This is a genomic window from Streptomyces sp. NBC_00466 (genome assembly GCF_041433995.1).
Lineage (GTDB): Bacteria > Actinomycetota > Actinomycetes > Streptomycetales > Streptomycetaceae > Streptomyces.
Window position 1 is genome coordinate 2,001,580 of sequence record NZ_CP107896.1, and the last position, 16,879, is coordinate 2,018,458.

Annotated in this window: 15 protein-coding genes; 13 read left to right on the top strand and 2 right to left on the bottom strand. The window is 70.6% G+C overall.

Annotated elements, in window-relative coordinates:
- Positions 1-60: 60 nt before the first annotated feature.
- Both OG210_RS08800 and OG210_RS08805 read left to right on the top strand, forming a co-directional pair.
- Positions 61-1,275, top strand: a complete 1,215-nt coding sequence (locus tag OG210_RS08800; protein ID WP_371535657.1) for a S8 family serine peptidase — start codon at positions 61-63, stop codon at positions 1,273-1,275.
- Between the two features lie 177 nt (positions 1,276-1,452).
- Positions 1,453-1,833, top strand: coding sequence for a DUF3592 domain-containing protein (locus OG210_RS08805; RefSeq protein WP_328330784.1), 381 nt, complete (start codon positions 1,453-1,455; stop codon positions 1,831-1,833).
- A gap of 55 nt (positions 1,834-1,888) precedes the next feature.
- On the opposite strand, the gene OG210_RS08810 is transcribed toward OG210_RS08805, so the two are convergent.
- On the bottom strand, positions 1,889-2,623 hold the full coding sequence (locus OG210_RS08810) for an SDR family oxidoreductase (RefSeq protein ID WP_328335588.1): 735 nt from the start codon (positions 2,621-2,623) through the stop codon (positions 1,889-1,891).
- 145 nt (positions 2,624-2,768) lie between these two features.
- On the opposite strand from OG210_RS08810, the gene OG210_RS08815 reads away from it, so the two are divergent.
- From OG210_RS08815 to OG210_RS08825, 3 genes are all read left to right on the top strand, one after another.
- Positions 2,769-3,359, top strand: coding sequence for a TetR/AcrR family transcriptional regulator (locus OG210_RS08815; RefSeq protein ID WP_371535660.1), 591 nt, complete (start codon positions 2,769-2,771; stop codon positions 3,357-3,359).
- Between the two features lie 80 nt (positions 3,360-3,439).
- A complete protein-coding gene (locus tag OG210_RS08820) occupies positions 3,440-4,186 on the top strand; it encodes a nucleotidyltransferase domain-containing protein (protein WP_371535663.1) in 747 nt (248 codons plus the stop codon).
- Between the two features lie 403 nt (positions 4,187-4,589).
- The gene (locus OG210_RS08825; protein WP_328330778.1) at positions 4,590-5,276 is read left to right on the top strand and encodes a DUF4232 domain-containing protein; all 687 of its coding nucleotides are present in this window, start codon (positions 4,590-4,592) and stop codon (positions 5,274-5,276) included.
- Between the two features lie 138 nt (positions 5,277-5,414).
- Here OG210_RS08825 and eccCa read toward each other — a convergent pair whose 3' ends face one another.
- Positions 5,415-9,440, bottom strand: coding sequence for a type VII secretion protein EccCa (gene eccCa / locus OG210_RS08830; RefSeq protein ID WP_328330776.1), 4,026 nt, complete (start codon positions 9,438-9,440; stop codon positions 5,415-5,417).
- Between the two features lie 218 nt (positions 9,441-9,658).
- Here eccCa and eccD point away from each other — a divergent pair, with 218 nt between their 5' ends.
- The 8 genes from eccD (at position 9,659) to OG210_RS08870 (ending at position 16,815) form a co-directional block, all read left to right on the top strand.
- Positions 9,659-11,047 carry a type VII secretion integral membrane protein EccD gene (gene eccD, locus OG210_RS08835; protein WP_328330774.1) on the top strand — a complete coding sequence of 463 codons (1,389 nt, stop codon included), beginning with the start codon at positions 9,659-9,661 and terminating at the stop codon, positions 11,045-11,047.
- Positions 11,048-11,099: 52 nt separating this feature from the next.
- Positions 11,100-12,605, top strand: a complete 1,506-nt coding sequence (eccB, locus tag OG210_RS08840; RefSeq protein ID WP_328330772.1) for a type VII secretion protein EccB — start codon at positions 11,100-11,102, stop codon at positions 12,603-12,605.
- A gap of 111 nt (positions 12,606-12,716) precedes the next feature.
- Positions 12,717-13,064: a hypothetical protein gene (locus OG210_RS08845; protein WP_328330771.1), complete on the top strand. Its 348-nt coding sequence runs from the start codon at positions 12,717-12,719 to the stop codon at positions 13,062-13,064.
- 70 nt (positions 13,065-13,134) lie between these two features.
- Positions 13,135-13,419 (top strand): WXG100 family type VII secretion target, encoded by a 285-nt coding sequence (locus tag OG210_RS08850; RefSeq protein ID WP_328330770.1) that lies wholly within the window; start codon positions 13,135-13,137, stop codon positions 13,417-13,419.
- Positions 13,420-13,422: 3 nt separating this feature from the next.
- Positions 13,423-13,851 (top strand): hypothetical protein, encoded by a 429-nt coding sequence (locus tag OG210_RS08855; protein WP_328330769.1) that lies wholly within the window; start codon positions 13,423-13,425, stop codon positions 13,849-13,851.
- A 123-nt stretch (positions 13,852-13,974) separates the two neighbouring features.
- The gene (locus OG210_RS08860) at positions 13,975-16,035 is read left to right on the top strand and encodes a hypothetical protein (protein ID WP_371535670.1); all 2,061 of its coding nucleotides are present in this window, start codon (positions 13,975-13,977) and stop codon (positions 16,033-16,035) included.
- The gene (locus OG210_RS08865; protein WP_328330765.1) at positions 16,035-16,496 is read left to right on the top strand and encodes a YbaB/EbfC family nucleoid-associated protein; all 462 of its coding nucleotides are present in this window, start codon (positions 16,035-16,037) and stop codon (positions 16,494-16,496) included. The genes OG210_RS08860 and OG210_RS08865 overlap by 1 nt, the downstream gene beginning before the upstream one ends.
- The gene (locus OG210_RS08870; protein ID WP_328330763.1) at positions 16,489-16,815 is read left to right on the top strand and encodes a hypothetical protein; all 327 of its coding nucleotides are present in this window, start codon (positions 16,489-16,491) and stop codon (positions 16,813-16,815) included. The genes OG210_RS08865 and OG210_RS08870 overlap by 8 nt, the downstream gene beginning before the upstream one ends.
- Positions 16,816-16,879 lie beyond the last annotated feature (64 nt).

Consider the following 16,879-nt stretch of genomic DNA (forward strand, 5'->3'; position numbering starts at 1 on the left):
CTCCGGGCAGACCGGAGGACGGAGGACCGGCCCGCGCCGCCGGTCGATAGGATCATGCGCATGCCGCCCCGCATCGCACAACTCCCGGCCACAGCCGCCCTCGTCACGCTCCTCGCGGGCGCGGCCACCGTAGCGGGGACGGCCGCTCCCGCCGCGGCCGACGACTCCCCGACGCTGCCCGCCGTCTCGTCCGCGCCGCCCCAGGCGGGCGGCTGCGTCCGGCCCTCGAAGAAGCACTCCGACCTGACGCCCTGGCCGCAGCGGTACATCGCGCCCTCCCGGGCCTGGCCCTCCGCGCGCGGCGCGGGGGTGACCGTCGCCGTGGTCGACACCGGGGTCGATGCCGGCGGGGCACCCGCGCTGGCCGGGCGGGTGACAGCCGGGCCCGATGTCGTATCGGGCGGGACCGCGGGCAAGGACTGCATCGGGCACGGCACGTTCGTGGCGGGGATCGTCGCGGCCGGCCAGAAGGCCGGCGTCGGCTTCGCCGGGGTCGCGCCCGACGCGCGGATCCTCGCCATCCGGGCGACCGGAGCGGACGGGGCGGCGACCGTCGACAAGGTGGCCGCCGGAATCCGCGCGGCGGTGGCCGGTGGGGCGCGGGTGGTGGATGTGCCGCTCGCGCTGACCCGCGGCAGTGCGTCGCTCACCTCGGCCGTACGGGACGCGGTACGGCAGAACGTGCTGGTCGTGGCACCGGCGTACGGGTTCACGGACTCGTCAGGCAGCGCGGCCCCGGCCGCCTACCCGGCAGCGCTGCCCGGCGTGCTGGCCGTCGCCGGGCTCGCTCCCGGGGGTGGCCCCGACCAGAAGGCCGCGCCCGCGACGGCCCCCGACATCGCCGCCCCCGGCACCAGCCTCATGAGCATCGGCCCTGGTGGCAGCGGGAACTTCAGCGGCAGCGGGGCCGACCTGGCGACCGGTTTCGTGGCGGGTACGGCCGCGCTGGTGGACAGCTACCGCCCCGGCCTGACCACCCAGCAGCTCACGGACCGGCTGACGTCGACGGCGTACCCGGGGGCTGCGGGCAGCCGTTCGCTGACGGGCGCCGGGACGGTCGACCCGGCGGGCGCGGTGACGGCCGTACTGCCCAAGTCCGCACCCGGCCCCGCACGTCCCGAGCCCGCACCGCAGCTCGCGGCCAGTGCCGGGGACAGCGCCCACACGGGCGCGGTCGCGGTGGCCGGCGGCGCGGCGGGGCTCATCGCCCTGACGGCGTTCTTCGCGGCGGTACTCCCGCGCGCACGGCGCCGGGGCTGGCGCGCGGGGGTCTGAACTCCGGCGTCACCCGGCACGGCCCCGGCAGCGGCACAGAGCTGTCGGAGAACCATGCGTTCCGGTCCCGCGTCCGTCCTTGGTGAGGGGACGGACCGGCCCCGGGCCGATCCGCGTGGAACGCAGCCGAGAGGGAGATGAGAGTTCATGGGTCCCGAACAAGGAGCGGTATCCGTCATGGCATTCGGCCTGATCTTCGGGGCCGTGGGCGGCACGATCCTGTTCAAGACGCATTGGCTGCGGCGCCATGGGGCGCGGGCGTACGGCACGGTCGTCCGGCTGGCCAGGAGCTCCGGTGAAGGCGGGACGAGCTACCACCCCGTGGTGCGGTACCAGACCGGCAACGGCCGGACGATGGAGGTCAGGTCCTCGCTCGGGAAGAGCCGGAGGGCCAGCCTCCGCCCCGGCACGCCCGTCACCGTCCTCTACGACCCGGCCAAGCCGCAGCGGATGGCCATCGACGGCCACTCCGGCGGCGGGGGCATGGTCGCCTTCTGTGTCTTTGGAGCCGTGGCCTTCGTGATCGGCTTGCGGGTGCTGTTGTCAACGGTGGCGTGACGACGAAGCGGTCGGTCCGGAAGGGGCGTACGGGCCGCGCCTGGTCGTACAGGCCCTAGTTCTGCGCTGTGGGGCGGACGACGATGTCGCCCACGTCGACACTGTCCGGCTGCTCGATGGCGAAGGCGATCGCGCGTGCGATGGCGTCCGGCGGGATGGCGATGTCGCCCAGGCGGGCGAGGGTTTCGGCCTTCATCTCCGGAGCCATGGAATCCCCGAACTCCGTGCGCGTGAACCCGGGCGAGACAACGGTGACGCGCAGACTGCCCCCGGCCTCCTGGCGCAGCCCCTCGGAGATCGTACGTACGGCGTTCTTGGTGGCGGCGTACACCGACTGGAGCGGCACGATGCGCAGACCGGCGGTGGAGACGGTGTTGACGAAGTGGCCGGAGCCCTGCTCCCGGAAGACCGGCAGCGCTGCCGCGATGCCGTACAGGACACCTTTGAGGTTGACGTCGATCATCTCCTCCCAGTCCTCGACGCGCAGTTCGTCCAGCGGGGAGATCAGGCCGACCCCGGCGTTGCTGACGAGTACGTCGATCTTGCCGTACCGGTCGGAGGCCAGCGCCACCAGACGGGACAGGTCCTCCCGGCGCTTCACGTCCGTGCGTGCGCAGACGGCCTGGCCGCCGGCCTTCTCGATGCGGGCGACCAGCGCCTCAAGACGCTCCGGCCGACGTGCGCCGAGCACCACCTTCGCTCCCCGCTCGGCCAGCAGCAGCGCGGTCGCCTCGCCGATCCCGCTGCTGGCACCCGTGATCACAACGACCTTGCCTTCGATTCCCGACACGAGATCCTCCGAAGCTCCGAAAATGGGCATGGGCGCAGCGCACTGTCCACAGCATCTACAGTGGAAGTGGAGGCGCCGCCAGTTAGCTGCACTGTAAGTGGACACGCCTCCACTTCGCAAACAGGCATGAGGGAGCGAGCCGTCGATGGCACGGGATACAGGACGCCCACTGAGGGCTGACGCACAGCGCAACCGGGACAAGATCCTGGCCACAGCGGTGCGGGTGTTCAGCGAAGAGGGACTGGACGCCCACCTCGAACGCATCGCCAGGGAGGCAGGCGTCGGGACCGGCACGCTCTACCGCAACTTCCCGACCCGGGAGATCCTGATCGAGGCGGCCTACCGCAACGAAGTGGAGCGGCTGTGCGACGCCGCCCCCGACCTCCTGGCGACGCTGCCGCCACGTGAGGCTCTGCGCGCCTGGACACGTCGTTTCATCGACTACGTCACCGCCAAATTCGGCATGGCGGAAGCCCTGCGAGCCGTCGTCGCCTCGGGAGGCGACCCGTACGGCCACAGCCGCGACATGATCGAGGCCGCCATCACCATCCTCATGGAAGCCGGCACCGCCACCGGCGCCCTGCGCTCCGACATCCGCCCGCCCGACATGTTCGCCGCCCTCGCCGGCATCGCCCTCACTTCGGGGAAGCCCGAACAACGGGACCAGGCCGAACGCCTTCTCGACCTCCTCCTGGACGGGCTGAAACCCGCACCGCAGCAGCTCCCCGAGAGCTGACGTACGAACCACGTCCCCTGCAGCCTCGGCGAACGTAACCCCTTCGCCCCCGGGAACGATTTCGTGAAACCCTGACGGGCATGGATCCGGACCCGATTGACCTGGCCCGACGGCTCGTGCGTGACCGTTTCCCTGATGCGCTGGCCGTGATCCTGGCGGGGTCAACGGCCGTGGGGCGGGCGACCGCCGGCAGCGACCTGGACATCGCGGTGCACATCGGGGACGGTGGCGAGACCCGTCGGGAGACGCTCCGGTTCGAGGGGCGTGTCGTGGAGCTGTTCATCCACACCCGTGCCGGTCTGGTGGATCTCTTCGCCGCAGACGTCGCCTCGCGTCGCGCGGTCCTGCAGAGCATGTACGCCACCGGTCTTGTCCTGGTCGACAACGAGGGAGCGGCCGCAGGCTCCCGGGCGCTGGCCGAAGCGGATCTCCGCAAGGGTCCGCCGGCGCTTGAGCCCGGGGCGGTCGAGACAAAGCGGTACGGGCTGACTGACGCTCTGGACGATCTCGGCGACGCCGATGACCCCATGGAGCGCCTGGCTGTGGCCGGGTTCGTCCTCAACGCTGCCGCAGATCTGCTCTTCGATCACCACCGCGCGTGGGTCGGCAGCGGGAAGTGGCTGCCGCGGCGCCTCCTGGAGGCGGACAGAGAGCATGGGGCCGCCCTGCTCGAAGGGCATCTGCATCTCTGTGAGTCGGGAGACGCGGCGCCGTTGGTCGATGCGGGGTTCCAAGTCCTCGATCTCGTCGGTGGGCCGCTTCGTGAGGGATACCGCAGGGTCTGGCAGGGCGTCATCGAATCGGTGGCTGCCGGCGCCGGGCGTTGACCGAAGTCCGATACACAGGCGGTTCGTGCGCTGAAGGGCCTGGGACGCTGATGGGCCTGGGCCCCCGGTAGTGATCGCCCCATCGCACGCGTCCGCGGGCCGGGATCCGCGGGCCGGGATCCGGGATCCGGTGACGAACCTTGTGGTCAAGGTCTTCCGGGTCACGGATCTGTCCCAGCGGGCGGTGCCCGGAGCAGGTGCCCCTGGCCGGCCGGGTGCGTGAGGGGCGGGGCGCGCCTTGTGGTCCTGCGCGTGGTGTCCCGCAGCGTGTAACAGGGGTGTCTTAGAGGGCAGTCGGCCGGAACGGCCGGCCGGGCCCGGTCAGTCCTGGTGGTCAGAAACGCTCACCCGTACCGACACGGACCGAGCGGCCGGCACCTCCACCGAGACTGAGGAACACACGATGCGCGTTCGCAAGCTCACCTTCGCCGCCCTGGCCGTTGCCGCGGGTCTCTCGCTCACGGCCTGCAACGGCGATGGGGGCACGGCACAGAGCGACGGCTCGTCCACGTCCTCCGAGTCCTCCGTGACGTCCTCGACCGGCGGTTCGGGATCGGGCACTTCAGGCTCGGGCGGCTCGGAGCAGGGTGGCGGGAAGAACGCCACCGGGAAGAGCTCCGGCGAGCAGGGTACGGATGCCAAGACCGGCTCCGGCACGAACGCCAAGGTCGGCAAGTGCCGCACCGACGACCTGGACATCACCGCGTCGGACAGCACCATCGGCGGCGACAGCGAGGGCTCGGTCACGGTCGGGTTCAAGAACGGCGGCCAGGACTGTGCCCTGTCCGGATACGCGGGCATCGACCTGAAGACCAACTACGGGAAGGTGTCGGCCAAGCGCAGTGGTCAGGCGTCCAGCCCCATGGTCCTCAAGAGCGGCGAGTCGGTGTACTTCGGTATCAGCTACCCGCTCAACAACACGGGCGGCTCCGGCGTCAAGGTCACCGGACTTGTGGTGACCCCGCCGGACGAGACGAAGTCGTTCTCCCTCGCATGGCCCGGCGCCGCCTCCCTGCCCGTCACCGACGGCTCCGGCTCCCCCGTCAAGGTCGGCCCGATGGGCAGCGCCGGCCAGGGTGGGGCGAGCTGACCCGTACGCCGTGACCAGTGGCACGGCAGGCGACGTCTGCCATGCCGACGACGGCGCGCAGGCGCCGGCCGTCGGCGCCGCGTCCCTCTCTCTGCCCGCTCCTCTCTGCCTGCTTCCCTCTCTGCCTGCTTCCGCCGGCTACTTCGCCGCCTCCCGGTCCGCGTCCTCGTCGCACAGCGCCGTCTGCAGCTGCACCGTGCTGCGGCGCGTGATGTACAGACCGCGTCCGGGCGGGAGCAGCCGGGGCTTCGTACCGGTGATGATCTGCCCCTCGGTGGGCGGGCAGGACAGCTGGAGCACCGGGGTGTTGGCCTCGACGAGGCGGCGCAGCAACTGGTCGGTCATCATCGAGCGGGACGCGCCGTTGGCGCTGCGGGCCACGATGACGTGGAGGCCCACCTCGGCGCCCTGGGCGAGATACGGGAGCAGCGGGGCGAACGGGTCGGGGCCGCCGCTGCCGATCAGCTCGTAGTCGTCGATGACGACGAACAGCCGTGGGCCCTTCCACCAGTCGCGCTTCGCCAGCCGCTCCGGTGTGATCTCCGGGCCCGGCACCCGGTCGGCCATGGCGCGCGCCGAGCCGCTGACCATCTCCTGGAGCTGGGCCGGGCCGACGGCGTACCCGAGGCGGTGTGCCTCCGGTACGGCGCCCGCGAGGCGGCGGCGGTAGTCGGTGACCATGACGCGGGCCTCACCGGGCCCGTACCGCTGGGTGACCGCCGCGCAGATCAGCGCCAGCAGGTTGGTCTTGCCGGACTCGGCGTCGCCGACCACGACCAGGTGCGGGTTCTCATCGAAGTCGTGCCGGAACGTGTCCAGTTGGACGTCCTGCAGACCGATCGGGACGCGCAGGTCGCCGTCCGGTTCGGGCAGTTCGGACGCGGGCAGCGTGAGCGGCAGCATCCGTACGGGCGGTGCCTTGGGCCCGTCCCACTCGGCGGCCGTCTCGCGGACCAGCGCGTCCACGCCGTCCAGGAGGGTCTCGGCCGAGGGGTCCCCGTCGATACGGGGCAGCGCGGCCAGGAAGTGCAGCCGCTCGTCGGTGAGCCCCCGGCCGGGGATCTTCGGCACGGTCGCCGCGGCCCGCATGTTGATCGCGGAGTCGACGGGGTCACCGAGCCGCAGCTCGAAGCGGGTGCCGAGCTGGTCGCGGAGGGCGCTGCCGATCTCGCCCCAGCGGGTCGCGGCGATGATCAGGTGGACGCCGAAGTTGAGCCCCCGGGACGCGATGAGGGTGAAGGTCGGCACCAGGTCCATGAAGTCCTGGCGGATGGTGCTCCAGCCGTCGACGACGAGGAAGACATCGCCGTACGCGTCGTCGGCGAACTCACCCGCCGCACGCTTGCGACGGAAGTCGGCCATGGAGCCCAGGCCGTGTTCGGCGAACTGCCGCTCGCGACGGGCGATCAGCCCGGTGATCTCGGCGACCGTGCGGAGCAGCCGCTCCGGGTCGAGACGGCCGGTGACGCCGCCGACGTGCGGGAGTCCGGAGAGCGCGGAGAGCCCGCCGCCGCCCAGGTCCAGGCAGTAGAACTGCACCTCGCGCGGGGTGTGGGTGCGGGCGATCGCGGTGATGAGCGTACGGACGAGGGTGCTCTTGCCGCTCTGCGGGCCACCCGCGATACCGACGTGCCCGCCCGCACCGGAGAGGTCGGCGGTCAGCTCGTCGCGCCGCTGGTCGAACGGCCGGTCCACGATGCCGACCGGCACGGTGAGCAGGCGTCGCGCTTCGGCAGAGCCGGGCGCGGGCAGCAGCAGGTCGAGTGTGGGCGGTTCGGCGAGCGGCGGCAGCCACACCTGGTGGGCGTGCGGGCCCGACTCCTCCAGCCGCTCGACCGCGATGGTGAGCAGGCTGCCGGTGGCCTCCTCGGCCGCAGCCGACTCAGCGGTCACCCCATCCAGGTCGACTTCGCTCTGCGGCAGCTGCCTCGGCGGCACCCAGCCCGCCTGGAACGGCACGACCTGCCCGGCGACGACCGCCTGGCGTACCGCAGGACGGATGACCCGGTAGGGCCCGGAGACGAAGGCGGCCTTGAACCGGGTGAGCGTGCCGACGTCGTTCTTCAGCAGACCGCTGCCCGGCTGCGGAGGCAGCTCGTACGCGTCCGGGACGCCGAGCACGCCACGGCTCTCCATCGCGGAGAACGTCCGCAGCCCCACCCGGTAGGAGAGATGGGACTCCAGCTGGTGGATACGGCCCTCGTCGAGCCGCTGCGAGGCGAGCAGCAGATGCACGCCGAGGCTCCGGCCGAGCCGTCCGATCATGACGAACAGGTCGAGGAAGTCCCGGTGGGCGGCGAGGAGTTCACTGAACTCGTCGACGACGACGAAGAGCGTGGGCAGCGGTGCGAGGTCGGCGCCGCCCTCGCGGGCCTTCTCGTACTCCAGGAGCGAGGCGTAGTTGCCCGCCTTGCGCAGCAGTTCCTGGCGGCGCATCAGTTCGCCGTGCAGGGCGTCGCGCATCCGGTCCACCAGCGCCGTCTCGTCGGCGAGGTTGGTGATGACGGCTGAGGTGTGCGGCAGCCGGTCGAGGCCGAGGAAGGTCGCACCGCCCTTGAAGTCGACGAGTACGAAGTTGAGCGTCTCGGACGAGTGGGTGAGTGCGAGGCCGAGCACCAGGGTGCGCAGCAGCTCGGACTTTCCGGAGCCGGTGGCGCCGATGAGCATCCCATGCGGGCCCATACCGCCCTGCGCCGACTCCTTGATGTCCAGAACCACTTGGCTGCCGTCGGCGGCGAGGCCGATCGGGACGCGCAGCCGGTCGCCGGGGGCGCGCCGCTCGTGCAGCCGTACGAGGTCGGCGGAGTGCAGATCGTGGATGCCGAGCAGACCGGTCAGCTCCATGTCCTCCTGGAGCGGCTGCTCGGAGCGGGCGGTGGCGCCCAGCCGGTACGGGGCGACGGCCGATGCCAGTGCGCGCGCGGCGCGCGGGCCCAGGGTCTCGGGACGGCCCACGGACGTCTCAACGGTCTTGCCGTCCGGGTCGGCGGTGACCATCGAGAGGTCGTCGGGGGTGACGCGGAAGCGGAGTGTGCCGCGTACGGGGGCGCTGTCGAGGGCCCCACGTACGTCGATGACCAGGGCGTTGCGGTACCCGGCCCCGGCGATGCGCGCCCCGGCGGGGACCGCGGCGGTGTCCAGGACGATGACGGTGTACGGCTCGTCGCGGCTCGGTTCGGCGCCCGGCTCGAACGCAGGGCGCCCGCCGAACTCCTCACCCAGCAGCGACTCCAGCTCGGAGACCGCTTCGGCGACGAGCCGGGAGGTGCCCGCGCCGTCGGTGTCGGACGGGTGCTGGGCGTGCGGCAGCCACTTCACCCACTCCCAGTCCCCGATCGCGCCGCCGTCGGCGACGACCACGACGGCGAGGTCCTCCGGGGCGTGCAGGACGGCGAGCTGTCCGACCATGGCGCGGGCGGCGCCGCGCGCGGTCTCCAGGTTCCGCTCGGCCGTCGCGGCGGGGTCCGCGCCCTGGGGCCCGGTCTCCTCCCCGGCCTTGCTGCCGTTCAGCAGGATGACCCGGGCGAAGGAGCGCATCCGGACCGCGATCGGCTGCCCCGGCACCGTCGAGTACGCCCGGATGAAGCGGCGCAGCGCGTGTGCGCAGAGAGGTTCGAGGTCCTCGACGGGCTTGGTGGACAGCGGATTGAGGGTGAGCGCGAGCTGACGGGTGCCGGTGGCGACCCGGACCTCGGCGAAGTCCTCATGTGTGGTGCGGCGCTCCCAGAGCCGCCCGCCGCGCACCAGCGAGACGAGCGAGCCGGGCTCGGGGTGGTGCCAGGCATCGGCGCGCCGCTGCTCGTCGATGGACTTGCGGATACGGCGGCGGCTGGTGGCGAGGTAGCGCAGGTAGTCGCGCCGTTCGCCGCGCAGCCGCCGTTTGCGGTCTCCGGCCGCGCGGATGAACTGGCTGATCAGCATGCCGACCGCGGACAGCAGCATCATCCCGATGGCGACCCACATGAGGATGCCGCTGCTCTCGCCGGGCCTGATGAAGATCAGTACCATGCCGAGCGAGCTGAGCGCCATGGGCAGATAGGTGATGACCCCGCTCATGGCGCTCTGGGACTCGGGCAGTGCGGGTGGTTCCTGGAGGGTCAGCTCGCCCTGCGGCAGCTGCGGGCCCGGCCGGCGCGGCGGGCGCCTGAACGTGACGGTGCTCAAGAGGGCAGGGCCTTCCTGGTCCAAGGAGACTGGGTTGAATTACCTGTGGGTTAACGGACGGATAAGAAGCAGTTGTCCGTTGTGCCGCAGAAGAATTCCCTCAACCACCCACCATTGCTGGCCAGGTGGTTGATCCGATGATCGGTTCGAACTCACGATAGTGTTCGCCCCGTTCCCGGGTCGACCCGCACCCCCGGACGGGAGAGAATCGAAACGCCGTGAGCGACACCACCGTCGGATTGTGCCGAATAGCCGTAAGAGCGCCTGAAAATTCCTATGAGTTGGGCATACCGGTCGATGTACCGCTGGCCGACCTCATCCCCGTTCTCGTCGAGTACGCCGGCGGGGAGCTGCACGAGCAGGGGGCCGCGAATGGCGGCTGGACCCTGCAGCGGCTGGGCGCCGCACCCCTGGACGAGGAGGGGACCCCGCAGTCGCTGGAGTTGCGCGACGGCGAGACGCTGTACCTGCGAGCCCGTCACGAGACGCTGCCCGAGGTCGACTTCGACGATCTCGTCGACGGAATCGGCGAGACGCTGCGGGCCCGGCCCGACACCTGGCGTCCCGCGCTGACCAGACGGCTGCTGATCGGTCTCGCCGTGGCCGGGCTGACCGCGGCTCTGTTCACCGTCGCGCTGCCGGGACCCACCGGCTGGCGGGCCGCCGCTGCCGCCGTACTCGCCGTGCTGCTGCTCGCCGGGGCCACGGCCGCGTCGCGCGCTGTCGGGGACGCGGGGGCGGGCGCCGCACTCGGGCTGATGGCCGTGCCGCATCTGGCCCTGGCCGGGGCGCTGTTGCCCACGGCGGGGCACGGCGAGTCCGTGTTCGGGCCCCGGCTGCTGGCGGGTGGCGCCGCCGCGGCGGGAGCCGCGGTCCTCGCGCTGGCAGCGGTCGGCGCGTTCGCCCCGCTGTTCCTGGGCGCCTTCACCGTCGCCCTGTTCGCGGCGGTCGGAGGCATCGTCTGCGCCGGCGGGGTGCCGTTGTCGCACACCGCCGGATATCTCGCGGTGGGCGCGGTCGCCACCGGGAGTTTCGTACCGGGTCTGGCCTTCCGCCTGGCGGGTCTGCGGCTGCCACCACTGCCGTCCAGCGCCGACGAACTCCAGGAGGGCATCGAGCCCTTCAACGCCGAGCGGGTCCGGACGCGCGCCCGGTCCGCCGACGCCTACGCCACCGGCTGCTCCGCCGCGCTCGGGCTGATCCTCGCGGGCTGTGTGACGGCGCTGCTCACCGGGCCGGACTCCGACGGCTGGCCCGCGCCGGTCCTCGCGGTGACGCTCGGCCTGTTGCTGCTGCTGCACACCCGGACCGTCGGCGGTGCCTGGCAGCGCCTGGTCATGGCGGTGCCAGGGGCGTACGCCCTGGTGCTCGCGGCCTGCACGGACGCGGTCGGGACCGGTATGCCGGGACGCCTGGAGGTCACCGGCATCCTGACGGCCGCGGCGGCGGTCACGGTGATCGCCGCCTGGACCGTGCCGGGCCGCAGGCTGGTGCCGTACTGGGGCCGCGCGGCCGACATGCTGCACAGCCTGACGGCTCTCGTGCTGCTGCCGCTCGCACTGCTGCTGGCCGGGGTGTTCGGCACGCTGCGCGGCATCTGGGGCTGACGGCCCCACTCACGATCAGCACACTGAGGAAGCAAAGCAGTGAGGAACCCGCATGCAGTCCAGGCGTGACCAGGTCCAGGCCCATCTGTTCGTCATGGGCCGGCTCTCCTCCGGCATGCAGCGCGCCGAGCCGGACGCACCCGACACCCCGACCGCCCGTACCTGGCGCGGCATCATCTGGGGCCTGCTGGCCGCCTGCCTCGCCGCGCTGGTCACGACGTTGTACGGGCTGATCTCGCCCGGCGGCGCGACGTCCTGGCGCACCGACGGCGCGCTGGTGGTGGTCAAGGACTCGGGGGCCCGTTACGTCTATGTCGGCGGCACACTGCACCCGGTGCTGAACGAGGCGTCGGCCCGGCTGCTGGCCGGGGACAAGCTGTCCGTCCAGCAGGTCGCCGCGGCCTCCCTCGGGGACACCCCGCGCGGGACGCCGCTCGGCATCGTGGGCGCGCCCGACGGCCTGCCGAAGGGTTCGCTCGACCGGGGCACCTGGTCGGTGTGTGCGGGCCGCAAGGACACCGGGACCGGCGGCACCGGCACGGTGACCTCCGTGGTGATCGGCGACGAACCGGGCGGTGAAGGGCTGGGCGCCAAGGACGGCGTACTGGTGTCGTCACCCAGCGGAGGGGTCCAACTGCTGTGGCAGGGGCGGCGGTTCGCGGTCGACACCAAGCACGGTGCGGCTGCGGCGCTCGGCTGGGCGGGGACCACCGCCCCGTACCCGGTCGGCGACGCCTTCCTCACCTCGCTGGTGGCCGGGCCCGACCTGGCGGCCCCCGACGTGCCGGGCCGTGGCGGGGCGGGGCCGCAGCTGGCGGGGGCGGCGAGCCGGACCGGCCAGCTGTTCACCGCCGAAGGCGGCCAGCACTACCTGCTGCGCAAGGACGGGCTCGTACCGCTGACCGACACCCTGCACCGGCTGCTGCTCGGCGACCCGCGCACCCAGCAACAGGCATACGGCGGCGGCGTGGTGCGCGAACGGGCGGTGGGAGCAGCCGACCTGGCAGCGCATCAGGTCCCGGCGTCGGCCGCTGCGGCGCTCGCCGCGGACCTGCCCGCCAAGGCACCGCACCCGGTGTCGGCCACCGCAGGTCAGGACGTGTGTGCCCGGGTCGCTTCCAGCGGCTCCGGGCACACCACGACGGTGGCACTGGTCGCCGCCACGCAGGTGCCCGGCGGGGCGCCGGACGCCGAACCGGGCGTACGGACAGGGTGCCTGGCCGCGGACCGGGTCTGGGTGCGACCGGGCTCGGGCGCCCTGGTGACGGCCCACTCCACGGCCGGCACCGGCTCCACCCGCTACCTGGTCACCGACGCGGGCGCCGCCTACCCGGTGCCCGGCGACGACGCCCTCAAGCAGCTCGGCTACCCGGCGAGTGATGCGGTACGGCTGCCCGCGCCGCTGCTGGACCTGCTGCCGGCCGGGCCGAGTCTCGACCCGCAGGCGCTGGCGCAGGGCGGGATCGTACGGGCCGACCAATCAGTTCCGAAAGACGCCGGGAACGAAAGAGTTGCGGGCAACCGGAAACAATCCAATGAACGATGCATCAACAATTGAACTCGAAGCTCAAGTGAAGATCAAATCTTGATCCTGCGGGGTCAGTTGAGCACTTCTGATGAGTATCGTGACGACACATGTCCGAATCCTGACCGGAATGAGGCAACCACCATGGTCGACAGCGCGCCTGGACTGTTCAATCGGCAGCAAGCAGACATCGACAAGGCCCGCACGGCCCTGGAGAACCACGTGGCCACCATGGCCCGCGCGGGCGCGACCGTGTCGGCGATCCACGACGACGTACGGATGTCATACGTCGCCGACTCGTCCAGCATCTTCAGCAGCAAGCTCCAGCAGTGGATGCAGTCGTACAACGACATCAAGGGCAAGGTCGACGCCCTGCACTCCTCGCTGATGGCGGCCGACACCATCCACAACAGCAGTGAGATGGACGCCGCCCAGTACGCGAGCGCGTGGGACGGCGGCGGCTCGGGCTACTACCAGGCCCTCTCCGGCTGATCCTCGACCGACTCGCCTGCCAGTACAGCCTCTTCACCCCCTCCCACACCTTCTGAAAGGACGACCGGACATGGCGGACGTCACACTCGAAGTTGCGCGTGCCAACGCGGCCATCGACGACATGGTCAAGGCCAACACGGACATGGTGAACGCGCTCCAGGAACTGCTCAGCCAGCTCGGCCCCCTCAAGGCGTCCTTCTCCGGTCAGACCGCGACCGTGTACACGGACTTCCAGAACCAGGCCAACACGGCCATCGAGACGATGAATGCCCAGTTCGGCACGGGTCAGCAGTCCCTGAAGGAAATGGTCGACGGCCAGGTCGCGGGTGACAAGCGCGGCGGGGGAATGTTCTAAACCATGGCCAAGGACGACAGCGGCGACAGCGGTGACACCGGGACCTACAAGGTCACCGAGGGCTGGCTCAAGGGTGAGGCCCGCACGAAGGTCAACGGGCTCCGGAACTGGATCCAGACGGGCCCCGACTACGAGACCCTGACCGAATACGCAGCCGAGTCGGGCGTCCACAAGGGTCTCCAGGCGGGCTCGGGCACCCTGGGCCCCGACGCGGCTCTGCACAAGGTGTTCACTCAGCTCTGCGTCAGTCTCAAGGCGCAGCTGGACGTCCTCGGGAACGGTTTCAATACCCTCTCGATCGACATGGCGATGGTCGACACCATTCTCCAGAACAGCGAGGATGATGCCGCCCTGACGGCGACAGAGATGAACCTGGAGCTGGCGAACGCCCTCAAGGTGTTCGGCGGCGCTCCCACCCCTCCCAACCCGTAACTCCGGTACGTCGCACTGGCACCGCTCGATGTCGGCGTCGGGCGGTGCCGGCCGGCCCGGCGCCTCCACCGCTCAACCTCCGCACTGCCCGACCCCCTGCATCGCACCCGTAAGGAACCCGCCATGGCCACCCCCCCGAAGCCGGAGGACTCATTCCCCGACCGGAAGTGGGAGGACGCACTCGCGTTCGTCGCCCCCAAGGACGGCGATCTGGCCAAGGTGACCAACCGCACGGATGTGACCAAGGACCCGTGGTTCAAGCCCGATCACGTGGCCGTCTCGGATGTCAGTGGCGACGCCGGCAACCCCAAAGGCTATGACTACGCCTGGTCGCAGGGCTGGCAGAACGGCGGCACCAGGTACACGTACCAGATCGGGTTCAGCCTGACGCCCGAAGTCGGGGCGAATGGCTCGGACACCGCGCTGTCCAAGTTCATCCACGAACCCTGGGCCATCATCGGGCCGCCGTTGAACACCCTGATCGGCAACTCCTCGATCAGCGTGGGCAGTTTCGACGACGGGGCGATGATGCTGCGCAACATGCTCAGCCATATGGAGTCCGTGGAGACCGACATCAAGTCGTGGGTCAAAGACATCGATGTGCCGGACTCCGAGATGCAGGGCACGGCTGCCGGGGCCTTCAAGCGGGTCCTCGTGGCCGTGCAGCAGCAGGTGGCGTACCTCCACCAGGAGGTGGTGAACTACGGGGACATCCCGACTCTCATCGACAGTGCGCGTGTCAAGCTCCACGAGGCGATGGCCGCACTGGTCAACGCGGCAGACGCCTACCGCAACAGCGACATCGCCTGGCCCGCCCACCATGTCCACGACCTGTTCTTCAATGCCCTCGCTGCCTCGACGATGGAATTCGACGCGAACGGCTGGGCCCATCTCAACGTGCCGGGACTCGGAAGTCCGGGGATGCCGGAATTCTGGACCACGCTGGAGCAGCAGGCGAAGGACGCCTGGGTGAAGGGGGTGGTGGACTCGCTGGACACCGTCGCCAAGACGCAGATGGGTTACGTGCAAACCGCCTACCAGGGCGCAATCGACGTGATCCCGCCGGCCGCCCTCACCATGCCGCCGTACCGCGATCCCAACGCGCCGAAGCCACCCGGCGACAAGCCGCCCGGCTCGGACACCAACAGCGGCGACAAGCCCCCCGGCTCCGACACCAATACCGGTGACAAGCCCCCCGGCTCCGACACCAATACCGGTGACAAGCCCCCCGGCTCGGACACCAACAGCGGCGACAAGCCCCCCGGCTCCGACACCAACAGCGGTGACAAGCCGCCGGGGTCGGGCGTCACCGGGCCGCCGAACACCAACTCCAACCTCAAGATCCCGCCGCCGCAGTCGAAGACGACCGGTCCCCCGCAGACCAACACGGGGAACGGCAGCAACACGCTGCTCGACAAGAACAACAAGTCCATCAAGGACGCGAACGGCAACGAGGCCCAGATCCCGCCCGGGTCCCACATCAACAAGGACGGCACGATCACCGGGCCGGACGGCAAGCTGCTCATGGGCGCCGACCACAAGCCCCTCAAGGCTCCGCCCAACGCCCACATCGGCCCCAGCACTACCGGCAACAGCGGCAGCAACAGCAAGTCCGGCGAGCAGCAGCTGAAGGACCAGCAGGCGCTGGCGGATAAGCAGATCAAGCAGCAGAAGGCCAACCAGCAGCAGCAGCTGAAGGACCAGCAGGAAATTCAGGAAAAGCAGCTGAAGCAGCGGAAGGCCCAGGAGGCCCAGGAGGTCGAGCAGGAGAAGGCCTACCAGAAGGCCCTCTCCACGATTCGCGGTGACGCCCGTACCGAGACCAGCGGCAACGGATACGGGAACAAGACCGGAGGCGGCGGCAGGAACAAGCTGAACCTGGAGGAGCTGCCGCCCCGGGGCAACAGCCGGAGCATCGGCGACCCCAAGACCTCGGTCTCGGAGCGCGTCCGGACCCGTACCTCGGCCAATGAGCCCAATCTGGCCGCCGAGGAGAGCGCGGTCAGGCAGTCCTCCGCGATGAACCGCACGTCGTCCAACGGCCAGCCAATGATGCCGCCCATGGGCGGCGGAGGCGGTGGCGGGGGCGCCGGCGGGCGGGACCGGGAGCGCCGCACCTGGCTGGCCGAGGACGAAGAGACCTGGGGCACCTCCCAGGAAGCAGCACCGGGAGTGATCGGCTGATGGGTAACGGATTCCAGGAACAGCTCGACGAGATGATGGGAAAGCTCGCGGAGCACCGCGATTCCCTCCTCGCGACCCAGCGGGAGCTGGCCAAGTACACGGTCACCGTGCAGTCGAAGGACCGGATGCTGACGGTCGTCGCCGGCGCCCAGGGCGACGTGCGGGAGATCAAGTTCCATACGGACGCGTACCGCGACATGGCCCCCGCCGAGCTGGGTGCGGCGCTGGTCAAGGTCATCGGGCAGGCCAGGGAGCAGGCCGGGCAGAAGGTCCGCGAGGCCATGCTGCCGTTCCAGGGGGCGGGCGCCGACATGCGCAAGTCGATGACGGGCGGCAGCGAATTCGACGACCTGATGGGCCCGTTGCGGGAGATGTGGCCAAGCCCCGAGGGGCCGGGCGGCACACCGGGCGCCGGCCGGAACGGCACGGGCAAGGGAAAGGGCGGCGCCTCGGATGGCTGAGAAGATCACCACCATCGACCAGCTCAAGCAGCAGTTCGCCCAGTACCCGCAGATCGGGGAGCTGATCAAGCAGATCGGCGACTACCTGGCCCAGATCGACAAGATCAATATCGATGGTGGCGGCAAGGACGACGAGATCGCCAAGCAGTACCACGAGACCATCGACCCCGGCATGACACATCTGCACGATCTGCTGACCCTGCTCAAGACCCTGGTCGAACAGGTCGGGTACTCGGGATCCGACGTGATGGCCCTGTTCGACCGGGTCGAGGACGAAGCCAAGTCACTCGCGGCCAGTTGGTCGGACGACTCCAAGTAGTGAGAACCCACGGATGCTGACCCCCTCCCCCGCCATTGAGTGGATCATGCATGCCCTCACGGGC